This window comes from Halolactibacillus sp. JCM 19043 (assembly GCF_001310395.1).
In the GTDB taxonomy this organism is placed as follows: Bacteria; Bacillota; Bacilli; order Bacillales; family Amphibacillaceae; genus Halolactibacillus; species Halolactibacillus miurensis.
Map to the genome: position 1 here is coordinate 1 of NZ_BAXD01000042.1, position 18,583 is coordinate 18,583.

Consider the following 18,583-nt stretch of genomic DNA (forward strand, 5'->3'; position numbering starts at 1 on the left):
TTTTTAAAAAAATAGAAATAATGATAAGATAAAGATACGTATTAATCAGAGGAGGATGATTCGGTGAATGCCTTAAAACACTATCAAGAAAAAACCTGGTTCAAACCGTTAGTGATCAGTGTGAGTGCGATTATTCTGATTCTATACTTTGTTCGATTTTTTCAAACCGGGATTGACGCGGATGGTCGCTTTTACAAAGAGACAGTCGAAGATACAAGGTTTGAACGCTTTGAAAGTGTGATTGAGCGAGAACAAAAGGGTGATGTGATTGAATTAACACATCAAAAAATGGATAAAACATACGCGTATACGATTGAAATAGTCCAAGACATTGGGACAAAAGAAGTCCTAATCACCGAACAAACACCACCTAACCGCACATACGAAGGCCCTTATCCACTTGAACGATTTCCTCAAACTGAAAGCGATGCTTGGCAACAAGTAGAAATAAGATACAATCGTTATATTTTGTCGTTGTCTAAGTTGTTAGATATCGCTTTTTTAGAGGCGGTAACGATTCGGGGACAGGTGGGGTATTTCTTGATGGGGTCTTCCTCTTAGCGATCGCCACACTTGATCTTCGTTTTCCACGCTTTTTCTTTATGCTGCGACATTTCTTATCGGTGAGAGACCCAGAACCGACCGACTTTTATCTTGCGATGCGGAAGTTAGGCATCGCATTTACCTATATTGTTGCGATGGTCTTTTTCATTATGGCGATCTAACTGATGTATATGTATGCGCCTAACCAAAGTAGGACATTTTAACAACCAAATTAACTATTATATAATTTTTCTGAATTTTATGTCAATTAATACAACCGCTTTCCTAGAAAAAAGTTTTGAATTCCTGATAAAAAAGCTTGAAAAACAGTTGCCGTTGTCGTATTGTAAATAACAATAAGTTAAAATAGAGAGAGAAAAACAGTCAAAATTATAGAGGAGGCGCAACATGAGGGAGGACAAATTTACAAAAGAAGGTTTAACGTTTGATGATGTATTACTAATGCCAAGTAAGTCAGAGGTATTACCACGAGATGTCTCACTAAAAGTATCGCTTGCGGATACTTTACAGTTAAATATTCCTTTGATTAGTGCGGGTATGGATACAGTCACTGAAGCAGAAATGGCGATTGCGATGGCACGTCAAGGTGGTTTAGGTATTATCCACAAAAACATGTCAATTGAAGATCAAGTCGAACATGTCGACCGTGTTAAGCGTTCTGAGAGTGGCGTTATTACGAATCCATTCTTCTTAACACCAGAGAACCAAGTTTTTGATGCTGAGCACTTAATGGGTAAATTCCGTATTTCTGGTGTGCCTATTGTTAATAACCGTGAAGATCAAGTTCTTGTTGGGATTTTAACGAATCGCGATATGCGCTTTATTGAAGATTATTCGATTCAAATTAAAGACGTGATGACTTCAGAAAATCTTGTGACAGCACCTGTTGGCACAACGTTAGATGAAGCAAGTCAAATCCTTCAAAAGCACCGGATTGAGAAGTTACCTTTAATTGATGACTCTGGCGTGTTAAAAGGTCTCATCACGATTAAAGATATTGAGAAAGTGATTGAATTCCCTAACTCAGCAAAAGACAGCCAAGGCCGTTTATTATGTGGAGCTGCGGTTGGCGTCACAGCCGATACGGAATTACGGGTTGAAAAGTTAGTTGAAGCGGGTATTGATGCCCTTGTGATTGATACCGCGCATGGACATTCGAAAGGTGTACTTGACCAAGTCCAACACATTCGTGCGCTTTATCCTGAGCTTGTGATTATTGCCGGTAATGTCGCAACAAAAGAAGCAACGGTTGATCTAATTAAAGCAGGTGCCAGTGTAGTGAAAGTGGGTATTGGTCCTGGTTCTATTTGTACGACGCGCGTTGTGGCAGGCGTCGGCGTACCACAAATTACCGCCATTCATGACTGTGCCGTTGCAGCAGCGGAACACAATGTTCCAATTATCGCTGACGGTGGGATTAAATATTCAGGCGATATCGCCAAAGCACTTGCAGCTGGTGGACATGCGGTTATGTTAGGTAGTCTCTTTGCGGGTACATCTGAATCACCAGGTGAGACAGAAATCTTCCAAGGTCGTCGCTATAAAGTCTACCGTGGTATGGGTTCTGTGTCAGCGATGAAGTCTGGTTCAAAAGATCGTTATTTCCAAGATACTGATGATGCGAAAAAACTTGTACCTGAAGGCATCGAAGGGCGTATCGCTTATAAAGGACCACTGGCAGATACGGTGCACCAATTACTTGGTGGCTTACGTGCAAGTATGGGGTATTGTGGTAGCTCTGATTTAGATGTGTTTAGAAATGATACACAATTTGTTCGCATGACAGGTGCTGGTTTACGTGAATCACACCCACACGATGTTCAAATTACGAAAGAAGCGCCAAACTACTCAGTACAATAATAAATAAACATAAAAGACTAAGTGTTTTCCTTTATCCAAAGTCAAACGATAAAGGGAGGGCTTAGTCTTTTTTCTCAGTCTATGATTAAACAGACAATTGGAATAAATAGTTATAAAAACCAATCAAAAAGTAGATACATTCTTGTCGTCATTATGATAGAATAACAAAGACAAAAGAATTTTGGGGGTATACGAAAGTGAAGCGTTTAGGACAAGTGTTAAGTATATGTTTAATGGCGTTATTGATCGGTCTGGGGACATCTATTGATGTGTCAGCCGTTAGTGATTTACAAGCAGAATCAGGGATTATTGTCGATGCTAAAACCGGTGATGTGTTATTTAGTAAGAATGTTGATATTAAACTACCACCAGCAAGTATGACAAAAATGATGACGGAGTACTTAGTACTTGAAGCTATTGAAGAAGGAAAGATTACGTGGGAAACAACCACTCAAATCAGTGATTATGCGTATAGTATTTCTGCTGATACATCGTTTTCAGGGATTGGGTTACGTCAAAGCCAGGACTATACCGTTAGACAACTGTATGAAGCGATGGCGATTATTTCAGATAATGCGACAACAATCGCGTTAGCCGAACTAGTTTCTGGTTCTGAGAGTGAATTTGTTAAGTTGATGAATCAAAAAGGTGAAGAACTAGGGTTAAAAGATTTTAAATTTGTTAATTCAACAGGGTTAAATAATAAAAGCTTAGGAGACAATCGCGCAGAAGGTACGGGTGCTGAAGAAGATAACTTAATGTCAGCTCGTGCAACGGCCACACTTGCTTTTCACTTGGTGAATGACTATCCAGAAGTGTTAGAATTTTCGAGTACAATTCGCTCAGAACTTGATGGTCAACCATTAGAAAATTTAAACTGGATGTTACCGTGGAATAATGATAACTTTGCCCAGTACTACTTTGAAGGCGCTGATGGTTTAAAGACAGGCTATACATCAGAAGCGGGTTATTCTTTTGCTGGGACAGCTTTGCGAGGCGATCAGCGTTTTATTACGGTAGTTATGCGGACGGATAGTTATGGCGCTCGCTTTGAAGAAACGATTAAATTGATGAACTATGGTTTTAATGAGTTTACTGACATGACATTATTTAATGCTGGTGATACGGTAGAAGGCGCTGAAACATTACCTGTGTCAAAAGGTAAAGAAGATAACGTCAATATCGCTCTTAAAGAAGATATGTCACGTATGGTGAAAAATGAAGAAGCCGATCTTTACTCATTAAGTTATACGTTGAATGAAGATATGCTAGATAAAAACGGCGCTCTTGTTGCACCAATTGAGGCAGGTACGGTTGTCGGTAAAGCAACATTAGTCTACAGTGGAGAAGAGAATTATGGAAATATCGATGTCACTAAGAATGATAAAACAGTGGATTTAGTGACGACTAATGCGGTTGAAAAAGATAATTGGTTTATGTTAGTGCTTGGTGTGATTGGTGACTTCTTTGTGAGTCTCTATCAAACCGTTGCTGATACCGTCACCGGTTGGTTCTAATTAGACACGAAAAATAAGGAATAAAAACACGTCAGAGACTGTCATAGACAGTTTTCTGACGTTTTTTTGTTAAATATTAGCTAATTCAGAGTGTAAAGGTAAGAATAATCACTGCTTTAGTTAAAAACTGTTGCGAAAGCGCTAGTCATAGGATAGAATGAAAGCTATCGAAAAAGATTGAATCTTTTTTAAATTGAAATTTTTTGAAGAGCTATATTCAATACACGAGGGGGAATTAGAGTGGTAAATGTAGGAACTGATCGCGTAAAACGAGGCATGGCTGAAATGCAAAAAGGTGGCGTCATCATGGACGTTGTCAATGCTGAACAAGCAAAAATCGCAGAAGAAGCAGGTGCTGTAGCTGTTATGGCATTAGAACGTGTACCTTCTGATATTAGAAAAGCTGGTGGCGTGGCACGTATGGCAGACCCAACTATTGTTGAAGAGGTTATGAATGCTGTATCGATTCCAGTCATGGCAAAAGCCCGTATTGGTCACATTGTCGAAGCCCGTGTGTTAGAATCAATGGGCGTTGATTATATTGATGAAAGTGAAGTGCTCACACCTGCTGATGAGGTGTTCCACTTAAATAAAAAAGATTACACGGTACCATTTGTCTGTGGTTGCCGTAATTTAGGAGAAGCCGCTCGCCGTATTGGTGAAGGTGCCTCAATGTTACGTACAAAAGGTGAACCTGGAACAGGTAACATCGTTGAAGCTGTGCGGCATATGCGCCAAGTGAACGCAGAAGTGCGTCAACTTGTGAATATGTCTGTTGATGAAGTGATGACGTACGCAAAAGACTTAGGTGCACCGTATGAAGTGCTTCTACAAATTAGAGAAGAGGGCCGTCTACCGGTGGTCAACTTTGCAGCGGGTGGTGTTGCCACACCAGCTGATGCGGCACTCATGATGCAATTAGGCGCCGATGGTGTCTTTGTTGGGTCAGGTATCTTTAAATCAGATAACCCAGAGAAATTTGCTAAAGCCATTGTCGAAGCAACGACACACTTTGAAGATTACGAACTGATCGCCAAAGTGTCTAAAGGTTTAGGTGAAGCGATGAAAGGCATTGAAATCTCAACCATTCAACCACATGAACGCATGCAAGACCGTGGTTGGTAATTTATAAAGCAAAGGACGTTTAACTATGGTAACAGTGGGTGTATTAGGTCTACAAGGGGCCGTAAGAGAACATATTCGTTCAATTGAAGCAAGTGGGGCTCGTGCTGTTGTTGTGAAAAAAGTAGCACAACTCGATGATATTGATGGTTTGATCTTACCAGGTGGTGAAAGTACGACCATGAGGCGACTTATTGATCAATACGGTTTCTTAGAACCGTTGCGTCAATTTGGTCAAAGCAAGAAACCAATTTTCGGTACATGTGCCGGGCTCATCTTACTCGCAAAAGAAATTACGAATCAATCAACCGTTCATTTAGGCTCATGGACATGACGGTGACCCGTAATGCGTTTGGTCGACAAAAGGATTCTTTTGAAGCGACACTTGCCATTGATGGTGTGGCTGATGACTATAATGCTGTCTTTATTCGCGCCCCTTACATTGAACGTGTGGGTGAGCATGTTAAAGTACTTGCGACATACGATGAGGCAATTGTAGCGGCAGAAGAAGGACCATTTCTTTGTACGGCTTTTCATCCTGAATTAACAGAAGACCACCGGTTGGCACACTATTTTGTTGAAAAGGTGAAAGAATCAAAAAAACTCTTGCAAGAAAGCCAATGATTTTGTATGATTTGATTAACTTCAATAATTTAAAGCGTTAAAGAGGAACAAGTAACTTACTTATTTACGTTAAGAGAGTCAGTGGTTGGTGCGAACTGATGGAATAGCTAAGTGAATCCATCCTCTAAGTGATATGTGGTAAACAAACATATCCGGTTAAAAGCCGTTATCTTTTTCGAGCCGGAAGACAAGTGTGTCTTCAATCAGGGTGGTATCGCGGGAAATATAACTCTCGTCCCTACTATTACAGTCTAGGGATGGGAGTTTTTTTGTCTTTTCTTTTCATTACCTAGACGAGCTAGCAGTCAATTATTCAACAATATCTATGAAGCAAAGTGTTCTTTTCTTTGTTTCACAATCACAAGGAGGAAATGGTATGTTAGACATTAAGTATTTACGTCAAAATTTTGAAGAAGTGAAAACGAAATTAGCGCATCGCGGAGAGGATTTATCAGATCTTGATCAGTTTGAGACACTCGATACGAAGCGCCGTGAGTTAATCGCTAAAACAGAAGAATTAAAAGCCAAACGTAACACCGTCACAAAAGACATTGCCGAACTAAAGAAGAATAAGCAAGATGCTGATGAGAAGATTAAAGAAATGCGCGCTGTTGGTGATGAAGTGAAGGCTATCGATGAAGAATTACGTGCAGTAGAAGAAAAATTACAGTTGATGATGCTGTCAATTCCGAATATTCCACATGAATCAACGCCAATTGGGGAAACAGAAGACGATAATGTGGAAGTACGCACCTGGGGTGAGGTTCCAACGACTGACTTTGAACAAAAACCACACTGGGAACTCGCGACAGAACTCGGCTTACTTGATTTTGAAAAAGCGGCTAAAGTGACCGGTAGTCGGTTTGTTTTCTATAAAGGCTTAGGAGCTCGTTTAGAACGTGCCCTGATTAACTTTATGATGGATTTACATGCCGAGGAACATGGTTATGAAGAAATGTTACCGCCATATATGGTGAACCGCGACAGTATGACTGGGACGGGTCAACTGCCAAAGTTTGAAGAAGATGCTTTTAAACTAGAAGGATGGGATTATTTCTTAGTACCAACGGCGGAAGTACCGGTGACAAACTATTATCGTGATGATATTTTATCAGTTGATCTATTGCCACAGAAATTTGTCGCTTATAGTGCATCATTCCGTTCTGAAGCAGGCTCAGCTGGCCGTGATACCCGCGGACTCATTCGTCAACACCAATTCAACAAAGTTGAACTTGTTCAGTTTGTGAAGCCGGAAGAATCTTATGACCGGTTAGAAGAGCTCACTAATCACGCAGAAACCGTCTTACAGAAGCTTGAGCTTCCTTACCGCGTTCTAAGTATGTGTACAGCGGACTTAGGCTTTACGGCTGCGAAAAAGTACGATATCGAAGTCTGGATGCCAAGTAATGATACGTATCGCGAAATTTCTTCTTGTTCAAACTTTGAAGATTTCCAAGCGCGTCGTAGTGGTATTCGTTTCCGCCGTGAAGAAAAAGCTAAGCCAGAATTTGTGCATACTCTAAACGGTTCAGGTCTTGCCGTTGGTCGGACGGTGGCAGCTATTTTAGAAAATTATCAAAATGCTGACGGCACCATCACGATTCCTACTGTGTTACAGCCTTATATGGGTGGTAAAACCGTCATCGCTCCAAAGTAAAACAATGAATGAAAGCATGAGGCGATAACGCGATCAGATTGGTCGGCGTTGTCGCCATTCCTTAAAAAAGAATAAAAAAGTTTGTTAAACGTGTTGACAGTTATCGCTAGAACTGATATTATATATTTTGTCGTCAGATCACGGAGGAATACCCAAGTCCGGCTGAAGGGATCGGTCTTGAAAACCGACAGGGGCTTCACGGCTCGCGGGGGTTCGAATCCCTCTTCCTCCGCCATATTATTTTAACGACATTTGAGCACTTAGTCTTTGGACTGAGTGTTTTTTAATACGTAAATATAAAGAAAGTCCGCACCTTTGATATAATAGGCGCGGACTTTCTTTGGTTTAGTTTGTTTGTATCTTATTGTTTTCATGTGGTGTCATCCATACTTTTATTAAAATCAACCCGACAACAGCTAAGGCGATGATATAATAGAAGATGTACTCATAGTGACCAAATAAATCAAGGAGTAGTCCAGAACTAAGAACCCCGATAATAGCGCCAATCCCGTAGGCGGTAAAGATAACGCCGTAGTTTTGGCTATAGTGCCACATGCCAAATAACTTAAGTGTCGATGTCGGTGCAATCGCTAACCATCCCCCTAAGTTAAACCAAAAGATCGCAAAGCTAATGACATAAATAAAAGGAAATTGGTTGAATAGTATCACCAACAAGGCAGCGGTAATGATAAGCGTATAGGATAACACCATCGCAAACTTGGTGGAGACATGATCTGTAATATAACCAAATGTTGGACGACCAAGTCCGTTAAAGATCGCAAACAGAGAAACGAATAACGTGACTGTATCAGCATCTAAATTGAAATAATCTAAGCCAACGCTCGTCGTTAACCCAATGAGCATCAGTCCAATAATCGTACCGATAATAAAGGTGAAGTATACGCCTTTAAATGACGAGGTAGCTAACATTTCTTTTGTTGTTAAGTTATGTTCAGTCGAGTGATTCTTCTTTGGCACGTTGATATGTGTTAAATCGGTTTGTTCTGGATATCTAAATGGGATACTTAAGAAAGGTAAAATAATCGCAAAACTCATTCCTAGAATTAAGAACGTCTCCATTACCCCAAAGCTTTCAACTAATGTTCGCGCAAGTGGTGCGGTCACAAGTGGTGATAAACCAAAGCCAAGCAAGACAAGTCCTGAGGCAAGACCTTTCTTATCCGGAAACCACTGAGCGATAATGTTCATCATAACCCCGTATGCAATTCCAACACCGGCCCCTCCGATAAGGCCATAAGTTAAGGTTAAGACATAAATATTGCCGACAAACGAGGATGAAATCCAGCTAAGGGCAACTAAATAACCGCCCACTAATAATAACGTCCGTGGATGATAGTCACGCATATACTTACCGATAATCAACATAAAAACGGCATAAAAAGCTAAGGCAAACATGTATGGTAACCCGCTTAATGCTGAGCCAATCATAAACATGTCCTCTAACGATACCCGAAAGACACTATACGAATAGACGGTTCCTAAAAACATCATAATCGTAATTCCGAGTACAATAAATTGATAACGCCTTTTCTCCATAGGATTAGTTACTGTTGTTGTTTTGGCTAAAGCCATCCCCTACACACTCCTTTGTGTTTGATTTTTCTCTTCTTTTCTCTGTCTTATTTTCATTATGTCTTAGGAATGAATGTCCATCACTTTCTTGTTTAAAGAATTGAATAGTAAAGAACAATAAAAAACAAATAAAAAAGCCAATAATAGCCCTCTTTAAGATAAGAGAAAGCTATTATTGGCTTACATGTTGACTGGTAGAAGTTACCCTTCAATCTGTCTTCCAATGATTTATTTGATGGTGTCTTCTAAATTACGATCGACAACAATCATAATCAATTTTTCACCTGTTCGGGTTGAGACATCAGAATGGGTACTGATTACCTGGCAATCGACAACAGATGTAATGGCTTGTTCCAGATTCTCACGTGATTTTTCAAAAAGTGCCGTCCGCACTTTTTTAATCAATTCAACACCTTCTAATGTTTCCGCTAAATGTTTCTCAGACGGACTCAGAAACCCATGGAGGCGAATGACGATTAAATCTTGAAAAATAATCGTCCGGATTCTTTCTGGACCACGTCCCATTTGTTCAATCTCAAACTTACTTATTGCTTCGCTAATTTTCGACTCAATTTGTCCTTTTGTCATGAACATTCACTCCAAAGATTATTCTCAACCATTATCAACTTAGTATCATGAATGGTTGACGTTTAAATTACTATACCATAATCTTTGAATTGTTTCAATCTTATGACATCTTTCTCTCGTGGGACAATCATTACGTGGCTTCTTTTTCTCCCCTCGTCTTTTCTGTTTCATTGATTAATGTCGTTCCATTTAAGTCACCAACGATATTAATACCCGTGCCATGAACACCAGCGGTACCGACAGATGAAAGTGTGGCGACTAACACAATCGTAAGCAATTCACTAATAGGAAGTGGTTGATTTGAGCACATTTGTCGCAAAAACGACTGAGACAGCAATGCGGATGGCAGCACCATCCATGTTAAGCGTAGCTCCAAATGACCAACGATAAAACAATCGTGGTAAAGATAATACCGAGTAAGTTTAACTCACCAAAGGCCGTGACAATATTATTTGGCACGATATCCAAGTAAAACAACCGCAAGGCCTGGGTGTTCAGGCGCCTCGTAACTCTCACTTAAGTTAAGTGACAAACCTTCTCCTGGTGAGAAAATACTCACGATACTAAGGCCAATGATAATGGCTAAAGCTGAAGTAAATACAAAATCAATACTTTACTTCCCATTCGACCAATATTTTTAATATATGAATAAATGAATAGTGTCACTATAATGACTTTATTCCTTTTTTAAAACCCGGAATAATTGATTAATTTTTGAGTGGTCAGAACAGTTAGACAATATTCGTAAGAAAAGCTAAAATAAAAGGAGAATGAAAGGGGGAATAATGTATGAAGAAAATCACATTCATCGGTGCCGGGCAAATGGCTGAGGCGATTATTAGTGGGGTACTGAATAAAGGTCTGTTTAAACCAGAAGCTATATATGCGACAAATAAAGGCAACCCTAATCAATTAGCGTATTTAACGACAACTTATGGCATCAATACAAGTGAAAAGATGGCGGATGTTGTAGAAGAGAGTGACGTAATTGTCCTTGCGGTTAAACCAAAAGATAAAACAGAAGCGATTACATCGATCACGCCATACATAAAAGAACGTGCGATTGTTATTTCTGTTATGGCAGGTGTTGAAACAGCCACCATTGAAACACTTCTTAAGAAACCAGTGGAAGTGATTCGCGTGATGCCAAATACAAGTGCGAAAGTGGGCCTCAGTGCAACTGGGCTGAGTCGCGGGACGTTTGCTGATGATGAGGCAGTAAGGATAGCAACGACGATTTTTGAGGCAATCGGCTCTGTCGTTGAAGTCCAAGAACAAGACTTACATGCAGTTACAGCTGTTAGTGGGAGTGGGCCAGCCTACTTTTATTATATGGTAGAAGCGATGCTAGAAGAAGGTGTCGCATTAGGATTGTCAGAAGAGACAACAAAAGATTTAGTAACCCAAACAATCAAAGGTGCGGCTAAAATGTTAGACACATCTGACTTATCACCAGCGGTGTTACGAAAGAATATTACGAGTCCGAACGGTACGACAGAGCGGGCGATTCTAACATTTGACCAATGCGAGATGAAAACAGCCATTAAAAAAGGTGTCCGCGGTGCGCATCGGCGCTCGGTTGAACTCTCACAAGAGGATGAGTAATGAGTGAGACAAGGACATAGCACAGGATAACACAAGATAAAGAGATTAGCTCATTTTTATGACTTTTTAAAAATGAGCGCCTCTTCTTTAATGTTGATTAGGGAGATCATGTGTTATATTCTCTTCAGGTAATGCTAGGATCTCTTGTTGCATTATGCCGGTAAGGAGCATGAGGCTAAAGAAGATGCCATGAGTACTATTCTGACTTTCTTCATAAATTATCCACCTCTTTAAAAAAGTTATGTGTCACGATAAGCCTGTTTATAATCATTTCCCCGTTTTTATTCTTTACTAAACCTAGAATATAATTTAAATCGGTCAATGTTCAAAAGTGCTAATAATGACTTAAAGAGTGATGTCATTTTCTTCGTGTATGAGATGACCGTAAACGACTAGCATCATTGCTTGTTAAGGAGTGTATGTCATGCAGTTAAGCAAAGCTCAAATCATTGGTAAAAATATAAAGAAATTACGCAAACAAGCTCAGCTAACCCAAGTAGAACTTGCTGATGGCATCGGTACTCAAGCGCAAATCAGTAAAATTGAAAAAGGATTAGTGATTCCGTTGTCTACAACATTATATGAGATCGCTGAAAAGCTCGGAGTAGATATTCATGGTTTTTTTGAACAAGCTTATGAGCCTCAATCGAATTATTTAAAAGAAGTGAAGTATCAAATAAGAAAAGAAATTCGCAATCGTCATTATGAAGAAGTCGAGCGGATATTAAATTTCGAAGGGAAAAACAACATCTTTCAATCGGATTATGATTATCAATTTTGCCTTTGGCATAAAGGCATTATTGAGTTTTATATTTATCACAACACTGAAAAATCTATCGCCTTTCTTGAGGAAGCATTTAAATTAACGAATAAAGATAAAGAAACGGTCACAACACTACAAGAGGTGGAGATACTTAACAGTATCGCCATTATTTATAACGAAATTCAACAATATCATTCATCTATTCAGAAGTATAAACAAGCTATTCGTCACTTCAGAGAATGATGGAGATAACAGATCGAAGAGTAGAAATTCGCCTGTATTATGGACTAGCTAAATCTTTGTTTAAGAATCAATCATATGATGAGTCAATCGACTATTGTAAGAAAGGCATCAATGTCTGTATCAATGAAGAAATCTTATATTTACTTGGGGAACTGTATTATGAACAAGGACAGAATTATCAAGCCTTAAAAAAAATCCAGCTTGCGCATAACGCTTATTCAACAGCAAGGCAGTTATTCCAAATAGGAAGAAGGCCGGCATTTGTAGAGGTTGTGGATGAGAAATTAACAGCGCTTGATCCGTAAGTACCAACTAGTCCATTAAAACCATCAAGATTAAAGTAGAGGGAGTGGTAAAGCAACGTATAGCTTTTACTTCCTCGCTTTTTTATGACTTAAGCATCTCCATACCTATCATCACCCCCCTATAACAACCTTACCTTAACTTTTTTAACTCAAAGTCAATGATCAAGCTATCTGCATTTTATAATCAAACGACAGAAATATAACTATGGTTATATTTAATAACTAAACGCGAGAAAAAGAGAGAAAATCCGTTGCCACCTCATAAAAACCAGGATTATTAGGTTTTTATGGCGTTTTTGCAGAATAATAAAGCGTGATACTATCTAGGTGAAGACTTATATATTTAATGACAAATCTATGTTAGTCACATAAATACTGACATATGAGAAAAATGCGTCATGAGACAAACGATAAAGAGAAAGGCATCATCATTTCTCTTAAGGTAGCTGTCAGTATAAGTAACGGAGGGTATCCTATGATTAAGTTAGATGTGAAAGAAGATCAACAGCTCGTTTTAAAAAATGTCCTTATGAAAACACACCAGGATATAGCTGTAGACAAAACGTTTGATAAATTCCGAGCATTTGTCAACCAAACAGATAGGAGTCATATTCAAAAGTTCGGTCCTTTAGTCGCCATTAATGGTGGAACGACAATCCGTGATGATGGCACATTATTAACTGATTTTTCCATGTTAGTGCAAGCGCATGACTATAAACACTATCAAGAACAATTTATTATTAAAGACCGATTGGAATTCCCACAATGTGTTTCCTTGAAATTTAAAGGGCCCGCTGAACTCCTTCATTATGCTCATGCTAAATTAGATTTATATTTTCATGATAATGATTTACAAACAACGGGTGAAGTTATTACGGTATTCATTCATGATATGCGAGATTATATTGAAGCGGATATATTTAAGCCGGTCGTTTAATTACCGAGTGCAATGAAAAGGTGCGAAACTAAATAACCGTTTACTAAAAAGCCATATAAAAAACACCGTTAAATCAGGGGGATAGATACCAAGATTCAACGGTGTTTTTCTTAAGAAATGTTATGAATGTGCTTGAGGCACACCGCTTTAAAAGCGAGACTGATTGATAAATAAGCTGATTTTTTCTAAAATTGGTTCCACTGATGTTTCATCATTCATAAGATCATAATCGTTAATGTTTAAGCGCAAGATCGGACAAGCATTAAAGCTGTTAATCCAGTTTTCATAACGGCCATGCATCTCTTCCCAGTAACTAACGGGTGTTTCTTGTTCCATAGGGCGGCCACGCTCTTTAATACGCCCGACCACATCATCTAAAGTACCTTCTAAATAAATCAGTAAATGTGGGTGCGGGAAGTAGGGTGTCATCACCATCGCATCAAATAGATTACTGTAGGTGTCATAATCGGTCGGTGTCATCGTACCTTTTTCATAGTGCATTTTGGCGAAAATGCCTGTATCTTCGTAAATCGAACGGTCTTGGATAAACCCACCACCATATTCGAAAATACGTTTTTGTTCCTTGAAACGTTCAGCTAGGAAGTAAATCTGTAAGTGAAAGCTCCAACGTTCAAAGTCTTTATAAAATTTATCAAGATAGGGGTTCGTATCGACTTTCTCTAAAGATGTTCTAAAATCGAGTGCCTTTGCAAGAGCGTGTGTCATGGTTGATTTACCAACCCCAACAGTCCCGGCAATCGTAATAACTGAGTCATGGGGGATATTATACTTTTCTCTTAAATTCATTCGTCTATACTCCTTTAGTGCGGTTGCTTATTTTATTGTTTCGTTAAGTAAGGCTTCAATTGTTCGAAAATAGTTTCTAAGTCATGTTGATGTTTAATAAAATCTATGTCATCACCATTTATACGAATAACGGGAATCTCCGGGTGATTCTTTTCAAAATGATCCATAAAGTCATGATAGTCTTGGCGAAGTTGACTTAAATAACTCGCTTAATGTTCTCTTCAACTTGACGATTGCGCAGTTCAATCCGCTCTAGTAACGTATCAAGTGAGGCATCTAAATAAATCATCACATTTGGTAAGGGCATATCTTTTGTGAGAATATGATAAATTTGTTCATATTTATCGAGTTGATGATTTTTTAATGTACGCTTGGCGAAAATCATATTTTTCATAATATGATAATCACTCACCACCGGTTTTTTCTGATTAAGAAAATCTTTTTCGGTATCTTCTAACTGCTTAAACCTGTTGCATAAGAAAAACATTTCTGTTTGAAAACTCCAAGCATCAATATCATCATAAAACTTACCTAAGAAAGGGTTCTCTTCAACGATTTCTTTTAGTAAGTATAAATCAAAGTGTTCAGCAATCTTTTTTGATAGCGATGTTTTGCCCACGCCAATGGGCCCTTCAACGGCAATAAAAGGGACGTGTGTCATTACCTCTTCCTCCTAATATCTTCGGTCACTTTCTATTACAAACAACTATTTTAACATAATTACTTAGTAAGTGTGAGTAGTTTAACTGAATATCTGTCATTCTTTGTCGAATGAGGTAGGACAGTTAAAATAAGAAGAATCAAACGATATTACCGTTTGGTTTTTTTTGGATAATTATATGATTAAATGTTATAATTGAAAAGAGAAGGAGTGAATAGCCATTGAAAAAATTCATCGTTGTCACGGGGTTAAGTGTCATTTTGATGACAGCGTGTGTGTCAGTTGATACACACGAACCAGAGCGTGATGAAAATAATGAGACGGAAACTATGATGAGTAGTATTGAGTCAATTGAACAGGCAATGGAGGACCATAGTTATCCGAAAGAGACGATTGTTCATTATGAATTAAAGGCCCCTTATGTTTATGTCTTTACGACATCGACAAATGGTTTATCCGTATCGGTCTTAAAGGAAACAACTCATGGCTTTGGATGGCTTAATGATTATGACGTCGTTCAAGACATGTCGATTCTTCATGCGGATGAAACAGATATGCCGGTATTAACGGTCGTAACAGATACAAAAGAGACGTTACAAGATGTTAAAGTATTAGATGAGTATGCCAAAGCGATTCGGTTTGTGCGTAACGAAGTAGATGGTTATGTCAGTCATACGACCTTTTGGGTCCACTTTACTGATTGGGATGAGTCCTATACGACTTTCGAGGCATTACCGGTTGACAGCGTTGAAAAAATCACAGAGTAACAGCTAAACGGTCGATTCCTTGCGACGCACGGATTATTTCATGTTAGAATAAGAGAAAAGATTTACAAGTACGCTATAAGCAATGTAAGGATGAGTGGATAATGACCGATACAACGATTAAAAATGATCACTATTATATGCAGCTAGCCATTCAAGAAGCGTTAAAAGCAGAAACGATTGGAGAAGTGCCAATTGGTGCCGTGCTTGTGTATGATGGTGAGGTAATTGCGTCTAGTTTTAATTTAAGAGAAACATTAGAAACAACAGCCTCTCACGCAGAAATGATTGTCATTGATCAAGGAAATCAACACTTTAATAGTTGGCGTCTAGAAGATTGTACACTGTATGTTACACTTGAGCCGTGTCCCATGTGTGCGGGTACGATTGTTCAGTCCCGGATTAAACGGGTGGTTTTTGGTGCGCTCGATCCAAAAGCAGGTTGCGCTGGGTCATTAATGAACTTGCTACAAGATGACCGTTTTAATCATCAAGTCGACGTGACGAGCGGTGTTGAAGAAGAAGTATGTGCTTCATTACTGCAAAACTTCTTTAAAAAGTTACGTGAACAGAAAAAGCAACGTAAACAGTTAAGGAAGCCCAGAGAAAGTACAGAAGAATAGCCCATAAGCAATTGTGCTTGTTATAAGTAAAGCCGGTCATATTCTCACAAGAGATGATGACCGGCTTAAGTATTTAATATTTTATAAGATTATACATAAGAATAACGGGATGGATTTTCTTCATTTGATACGATATCAACATGAATAATATCTTTTGCGTTATCAAAGATGTTTTTACAGTCATCGCTTAAGCGAATTAAGGTCACTTTTTTACCAACATCACGGTAGCGCCCATTAATCGCATGGATGGCTTCGATAGCTGAATGATCCATGACTTTGGCGTATTTAAAATCAATGACGACATGGTCTGGATCATCTTCGATGGTGAATAGTTCCTTAAAGTTTAAAACAGAACCAAAAAAGATTGAGCCATTAATTTTATAAATTTTAGAACCATCATACTCAAATTCATTGTTCGTATAAATGACGCGTCCTTTTTCCCAAGCGAACATAAGGGCAGAGGTGATCACACCAGCAATGACAGCCGTTGCTAAATCCGTAAAGACAGTAAGGATGGTCACAATAAGAATCACGAGAATATCTTGACGGGGAACTTTTCCGGCGTACTTAAGGCTCTCCCATTTAAAAGTACCAACGACGACCATAAACATAACACCAACTAAACCAGCTAGTGGAATGACATTAACAAAGCTTGCCCCGAACAATATAAAGATTAATAACGTAATAGGAGCGACCAACGATGACAGACGCGTCCGTCCACCAGACTTAATATTAATGATAGATTGACCAATCATAGCATCGCCACCCATACCGCCGAAGAAGCCATTAACAAAATTCGCTAGTCCTTGCGCAATAATTTCTTTATTTGTGCGCCCGCGTGTGTTGGTCATTTCATCGATGACTCGAAGGGTAAGGACGCTTCTGTTAGGCCTACAAGTGCGCCGATAAACGCATAAGGGGCAATAATCGACAGCGTTTCAAAGTTTAAGGGGACACGAGGTAAATAGAAGCTAGGTAAAGATCCTTTTAACTCCATGCCCGCAAAATCTTGAACCGTCTGTAAGTGATAACCGTAACGAGATAATAGGACGGAAATAACTGTTAAACTAATAATCGCAATTAAACTAGCTGGGACAGCTTTTGTGAGTTTAGGCGCGAATTGGATAATTAACATGGTTAGCAGAACAAAACCAATCATGATGAGAAGATCTGTACTAGGTAACCACACCCGTTCCACTGTTTCTACACCATTTATGGTTGTTACTTGGTTAATTTTAAATTGATCCCATTGAGCAATAAAGATAACAATCGATAATCCATTTAAAAAACCTAACATAACAGGGTGAGGAATAATTCGGGCAAACTTTCCTAAACGTAATGCCCCTATCGTTATTTGGATAATCCCCATGAGCACTACGGTGGCAAATAAATAATCCAAACCATGAGTACGAATTAAGGCGGCAAAGACAACGGCAATGGCGGCTGTTGATGAGCTGATCATACCAGGGCGACCGGTAAAAAGAGCAGCAATGAACCCAATCATAACAGCTGTCTGTAGGCTTAAGATAGGACTGACACCAGCAACAAAGGCGAAGGCAACAGATTCCGGTATTAAAGCCAGGGCGACAGTCACCCCACTTAATAGATCATTTTTGATCATATGTTTATTTTCTTTCAGTTGTGCAAGCACGTGATGACGCTTCACTAAGCAATCACTCCATTTCTTTTTTGTTGTTTGTCGTTCATTCACAGGTCTCAAATATACTAAACAACAGCAATCAATACAATAGATGAATCAATTGCAAGCACTTACATGCTTTTTTGGTATAGAAAGGACGATAATCATATCGCTTCCATTCTCTTCCCTACTGCGTCAAGAATGTGCGCGATATAGCTAAGAGTGTTGTAGACGATAGGGTTAAAAATAATATCATTCGGTAATAAGTTCCAATAAAACTTTTCGCTCGTGAGCGTTGCATTTTTTTATTAAACACGTTATACTTGACCTTGCCGTGCTAGGTGGGGAGGTAGCGGTGCTCTGTACTCGCAATCCGCTGTAGCGAGACTGAACCCCCATCCGAGGCCCACAATTTTAAGGTCTGCCATAGAGAATTGGTGTTGACGTTTGGGTCCTGCGCAACGGGAACCTATGAACCCTGTCAGATCCGGAAGGAAGCAGCAGTAAGTAGTGATCTCTCGTGTGCCGCGGGGAAGCCTGGGCTGAGCCATGCATCTATGTAACGCTTGGTGTTGTGTGGTCGACGATGGGTGCACGGTATACATAATGAAAAAGGAAACTCTCACATTTTGTGAGAGTTTTTTTATAAATATTTTTAACGAGAATCTGTCTTTACCTTACTTGTTGAACTACCCCCACCTAACATTCTAA

At 39.2% G+C, this 18,583-nt stretch carries 17 protein-coding genes, 1 tRNA gene, 1 other RNA gene, 3 pseudogenes and 1 other annotated feature; of the genes and pseudogenes, 15 read left to right on the plus strand and 7 right to left on the minus strand.

Going from position 1 to position 18,583, the window contains the following annotated elements; translation table 11 throughout:
- The first annotated feature begins 63 nt into the window (after positions 1-63).
- The 8 genes and pseudogenes from JCM19043_RS14115 to JCM19043_RS14145 all read left to right on the plus strand — a co-directional run bounded on the left by JCM19043_RS14115 (position 64) and on the right by JCM19043_RS14145 (position 7,579).
- Positions 64-561 carry a hypothetical protein gene (locus JCM19043_RS14115; protein ID WP_062323463.1) on the plus strand — a complete coding sequence of 166 codons (498 nt, stop codon included), beginning with the start codon at positions 64-66 and terminating at the stop codon, positions 559-561.
- A 41-nt stretch (positions 562-602) separates the two neighbouring features.
- Entirely contained in the window at positions 603-725 is a 123-nt protein-coding gene (locus JCM19043_RS18295; protein ID WP_255349976.1) for a hypothetical protein, read from the plus strand.
- A gap of 226 nt (positions 726-951) precedes the next feature.
- The gene (guaB, locus tag JCM19043_RS14120) at positions 952-2,424 is read left to right on the plus strand and encodes an IMP dehydrogenase (protein WP_062323464.1); all 1,473 of its coding nucleotides are present in this window, start codon (positions 952-954) and stop codon (positions 2,422-2,424) included.
- Positions 2,425-2,621: 197 nt separating this feature from the next.
- Positions 2,622-3,941: a D-alanyl-D-alanine carboxypeptidase family protein gene (locus tag JCM19043_RS14125; protein WP_231631570.1), complete on the plus strand. Its 1,320-nt coding sequence runs from the start codon at positions 2,622-2,624 to the stop codon at positions 3,939-3,941.
- Between the two features lie 240 nt (positions 3,942-4,181).
- A complete protein-coding gene (gene pdxS, locus JCM19043_RS14130) occupies positions 4,182-5,066 on the plus strand; it encodes a pyridoxal 5'-phosphate synthase lyase subunit PdxS (RefSeq protein WP_062323466.1) in 885 nt (294 codons plus the stop codon).
- A gap of 25 nt (positions 5,067-5,091) precedes the next feature.
- Positions 5,092-5,687, plus strand: a pseudogene (gene pdxT, locus JCM19043_RS14135) (pyridoxal 5'-phosphate synthase glutaminase subunit PdxT).
- Between the two features lie 28 nt (positions 5,688-5,715).
- Positions 5,716-5,930, plus strand: a binding site (T-box leader).
- 133 nt (positions 5,931-6,063) lie between these two features.
- Complete coding sequence (gene serS / locus JCM19043_RS14140; protein ID WP_062323467.1) at positions 6,064-7,344, plus strand: serine--tRNA ligase; 1,281 nt, start codon at positions 6,064-6,066, stop codon at positions 7,342-7,344.
- Positions 7,345-7,486: 142 nt separating this feature from the next.
- A tRNA-Ser gene (locus JCM19043_RS14145) sits at positions 7,487-7,579 on the plus strand.
- Between the two features lie 110 nt (positions 7,580-7,689).
- Here the strand turns inward: JCM19043_RS14145 and JCM19043_RS14150 are convergent.
- The 3 genes from JCM19043_RS14150 to JCM19043_RS14160 form a co-directional block, all read right to left on the minus strand.
- Positions 7,690-8,937: an OFA family MFS transporter gene (locus JCM19043_RS14150; protein ID WP_177220738.1), complete on the minus strand. Its 1,248-nt coding sequence runs from the start codon at positions 8,935-8,937 to the stop codon at positions 7,690-7,692.
- 228 nt (positions 8,938-9,165) lie between these two features.
- Complete coding sequence (locus JCM19043_RS14155; protein WP_062323469.1) at positions 9,166-9,525, minus strand: DUF2294 domain-containing protein; 360 nt, start codon at positions 9,523-9,525, stop codon at positions 9,166-9,168.
- A gap of 130 nt (positions 9,526-9,655) precedes the next feature.
- A complete protein-coding gene (locus tag JCM19043_RS14160) occupies positions 9,656-9,901 on the minus strand; it encodes a hypothetical protein (protein ID WP_197274827.1) in 246 nt (81 codons plus the stop codon).
- Positions 9,902-10,314: 413 nt separating this feature from the next.
- Here JCM19043_RS14160 and proC point away from each other — a divergent pair, with 413 nt between their 5' ends.
- The 4 genes from proC (at position 10,315) to JCM19043_RS14180 (ending at position 13,378) form a co-directional block, all read left to right on the plus strand.
- A complete protein-coding gene (gene proC, locus JCM19043_RS14165; RefSeq protein ID WP_062323473.1) occupies positions 10,315-11,130 on the plus strand; it encodes a pyrroline-5-carboxylate reductase in 816 nt (271 codons plus the stop codon).
- Positions 11,131-11,554: 424 nt separating this feature from the next.
- Positions 11,555-12,136: a helix-turn-helix domain-containing protein gene (locus tag JCM19043_RS14170; protein WP_062323475.1), complete on the plus strand. Its 582-nt coding sequence runs from the start codon at positions 11,555-11,557 to the stop codon at positions 12,134-12,136.
- Positions 12,133-12,441, plus strand: a complete 309-nt coding sequence (locus JCM19043_RS18300; protein WP_062323477.1) for a hypothetical protein — start codon at positions 12,133-12,135, stop codon at positions 12,439-12,441. Before JCM19043_RS14170 ends, JCM19043_RS18300 begins: the two co-directional genes overlap by 4 nt.
- 475 nt (positions 12,442-12,916) lie before the next feature.
- Positions 12,917-13,378, plus strand: coding sequence for a hypothetical protein (locus tag JCM19043_RS14180; protein WP_062323479.1), 462 nt, complete (start codon positions 12,917-12,919; stop codon positions 13,376-13,378).
- Between the two features lie 147 nt (positions 13,379-13,525).
- Here JCM19043_RS14180 and JCM19043_RS14185 read toward each other — a convergent pair whose 3' ends face one another.
- Positions 13,526-14,185 carry a deoxynucleoside kinase gene (locus JCM19043_RS14185; RefSeq protein WP_062323481.1) on the minus strand — a complete coding sequence of 220 codons (660 nt, stop codon included), beginning with the start codon at positions 14,183-14,185 and terminating at the stop codon, positions 13,526-13,528.
- A 32-nt stretch (positions 14,186-14,217) separates the two neighbouring features.
- Positions 14,218-14,846, minus strand: a pseudogene (locus JCM19043_RS14190) (deoxynucleoside kinase).
- Positions 14,847-15,067: 221 nt separating this feature from the next.
- Between JCM19043_RS14190 and JCM19043_RS14195 the strand changes: the two are divergent.
- Positions 15,068-15,613, plus strand: a complete 546-nt coding sequence (locus JCM19043_RS14195; RefSeq protein WP_062323483.1) for a hypothetical protein — start codon at positions 15,068-15,070, stop codon at positions 15,611-15,613.
- 101 nt (positions 15,614-15,714) lie between these two features.
- The gene (tadA, locus tag JCM19043_RS14200) at positions 15,715-16,233 is read left to right on the plus strand and encodes a tRNA adenosine(34) deaminase TadA (RefSeq protein WP_062323486.1); all 519 of its coding nucleotides are present in this window, start codon (positions 15,715-15,717) and stop codon (positions 16,231-16,233) included.
- Positions 16,234-16,322: 89 nt separating this feature from the next.
- Here tadA and JCM19043_RS17850 read toward each other — a convergent pair whose 3' ends face one another.
- Positions 16,323-16,838 (minus strand): STAS domain-containing protein, encoded by a 516-nt coding sequence (locus JCM19043_RS17850; protein WP_369813889.1) that lies wholly within the window; start codon positions 16,836-16,838, stop codon positions 16,323-16,325.
- A pseudogene (locus JCM19043_RS17855) lies at positions 16,815-17,854 on the minus strand (SulP family inorganic anion transporter); the annotation flags it as partial. The pseudogene JCM19043_RS17855 and the gene JCM19043_RS17850, both read right to left, overlap by 24 nt.
- 350 nt (positions 17,855-18,204) lie before the next feature.
- Between JCM19043_RS17855 and ffs the strand changes: the two are divergent.
- Positions 18,205-18,470: signal recognition particle sRNA large type (gene ffs / locus JCM19043_RS14210), an RNA gene on the plus strand.
- The last annotated feature ends 113 nt before the right edge of the window (positions 18,471-18,583 follow it).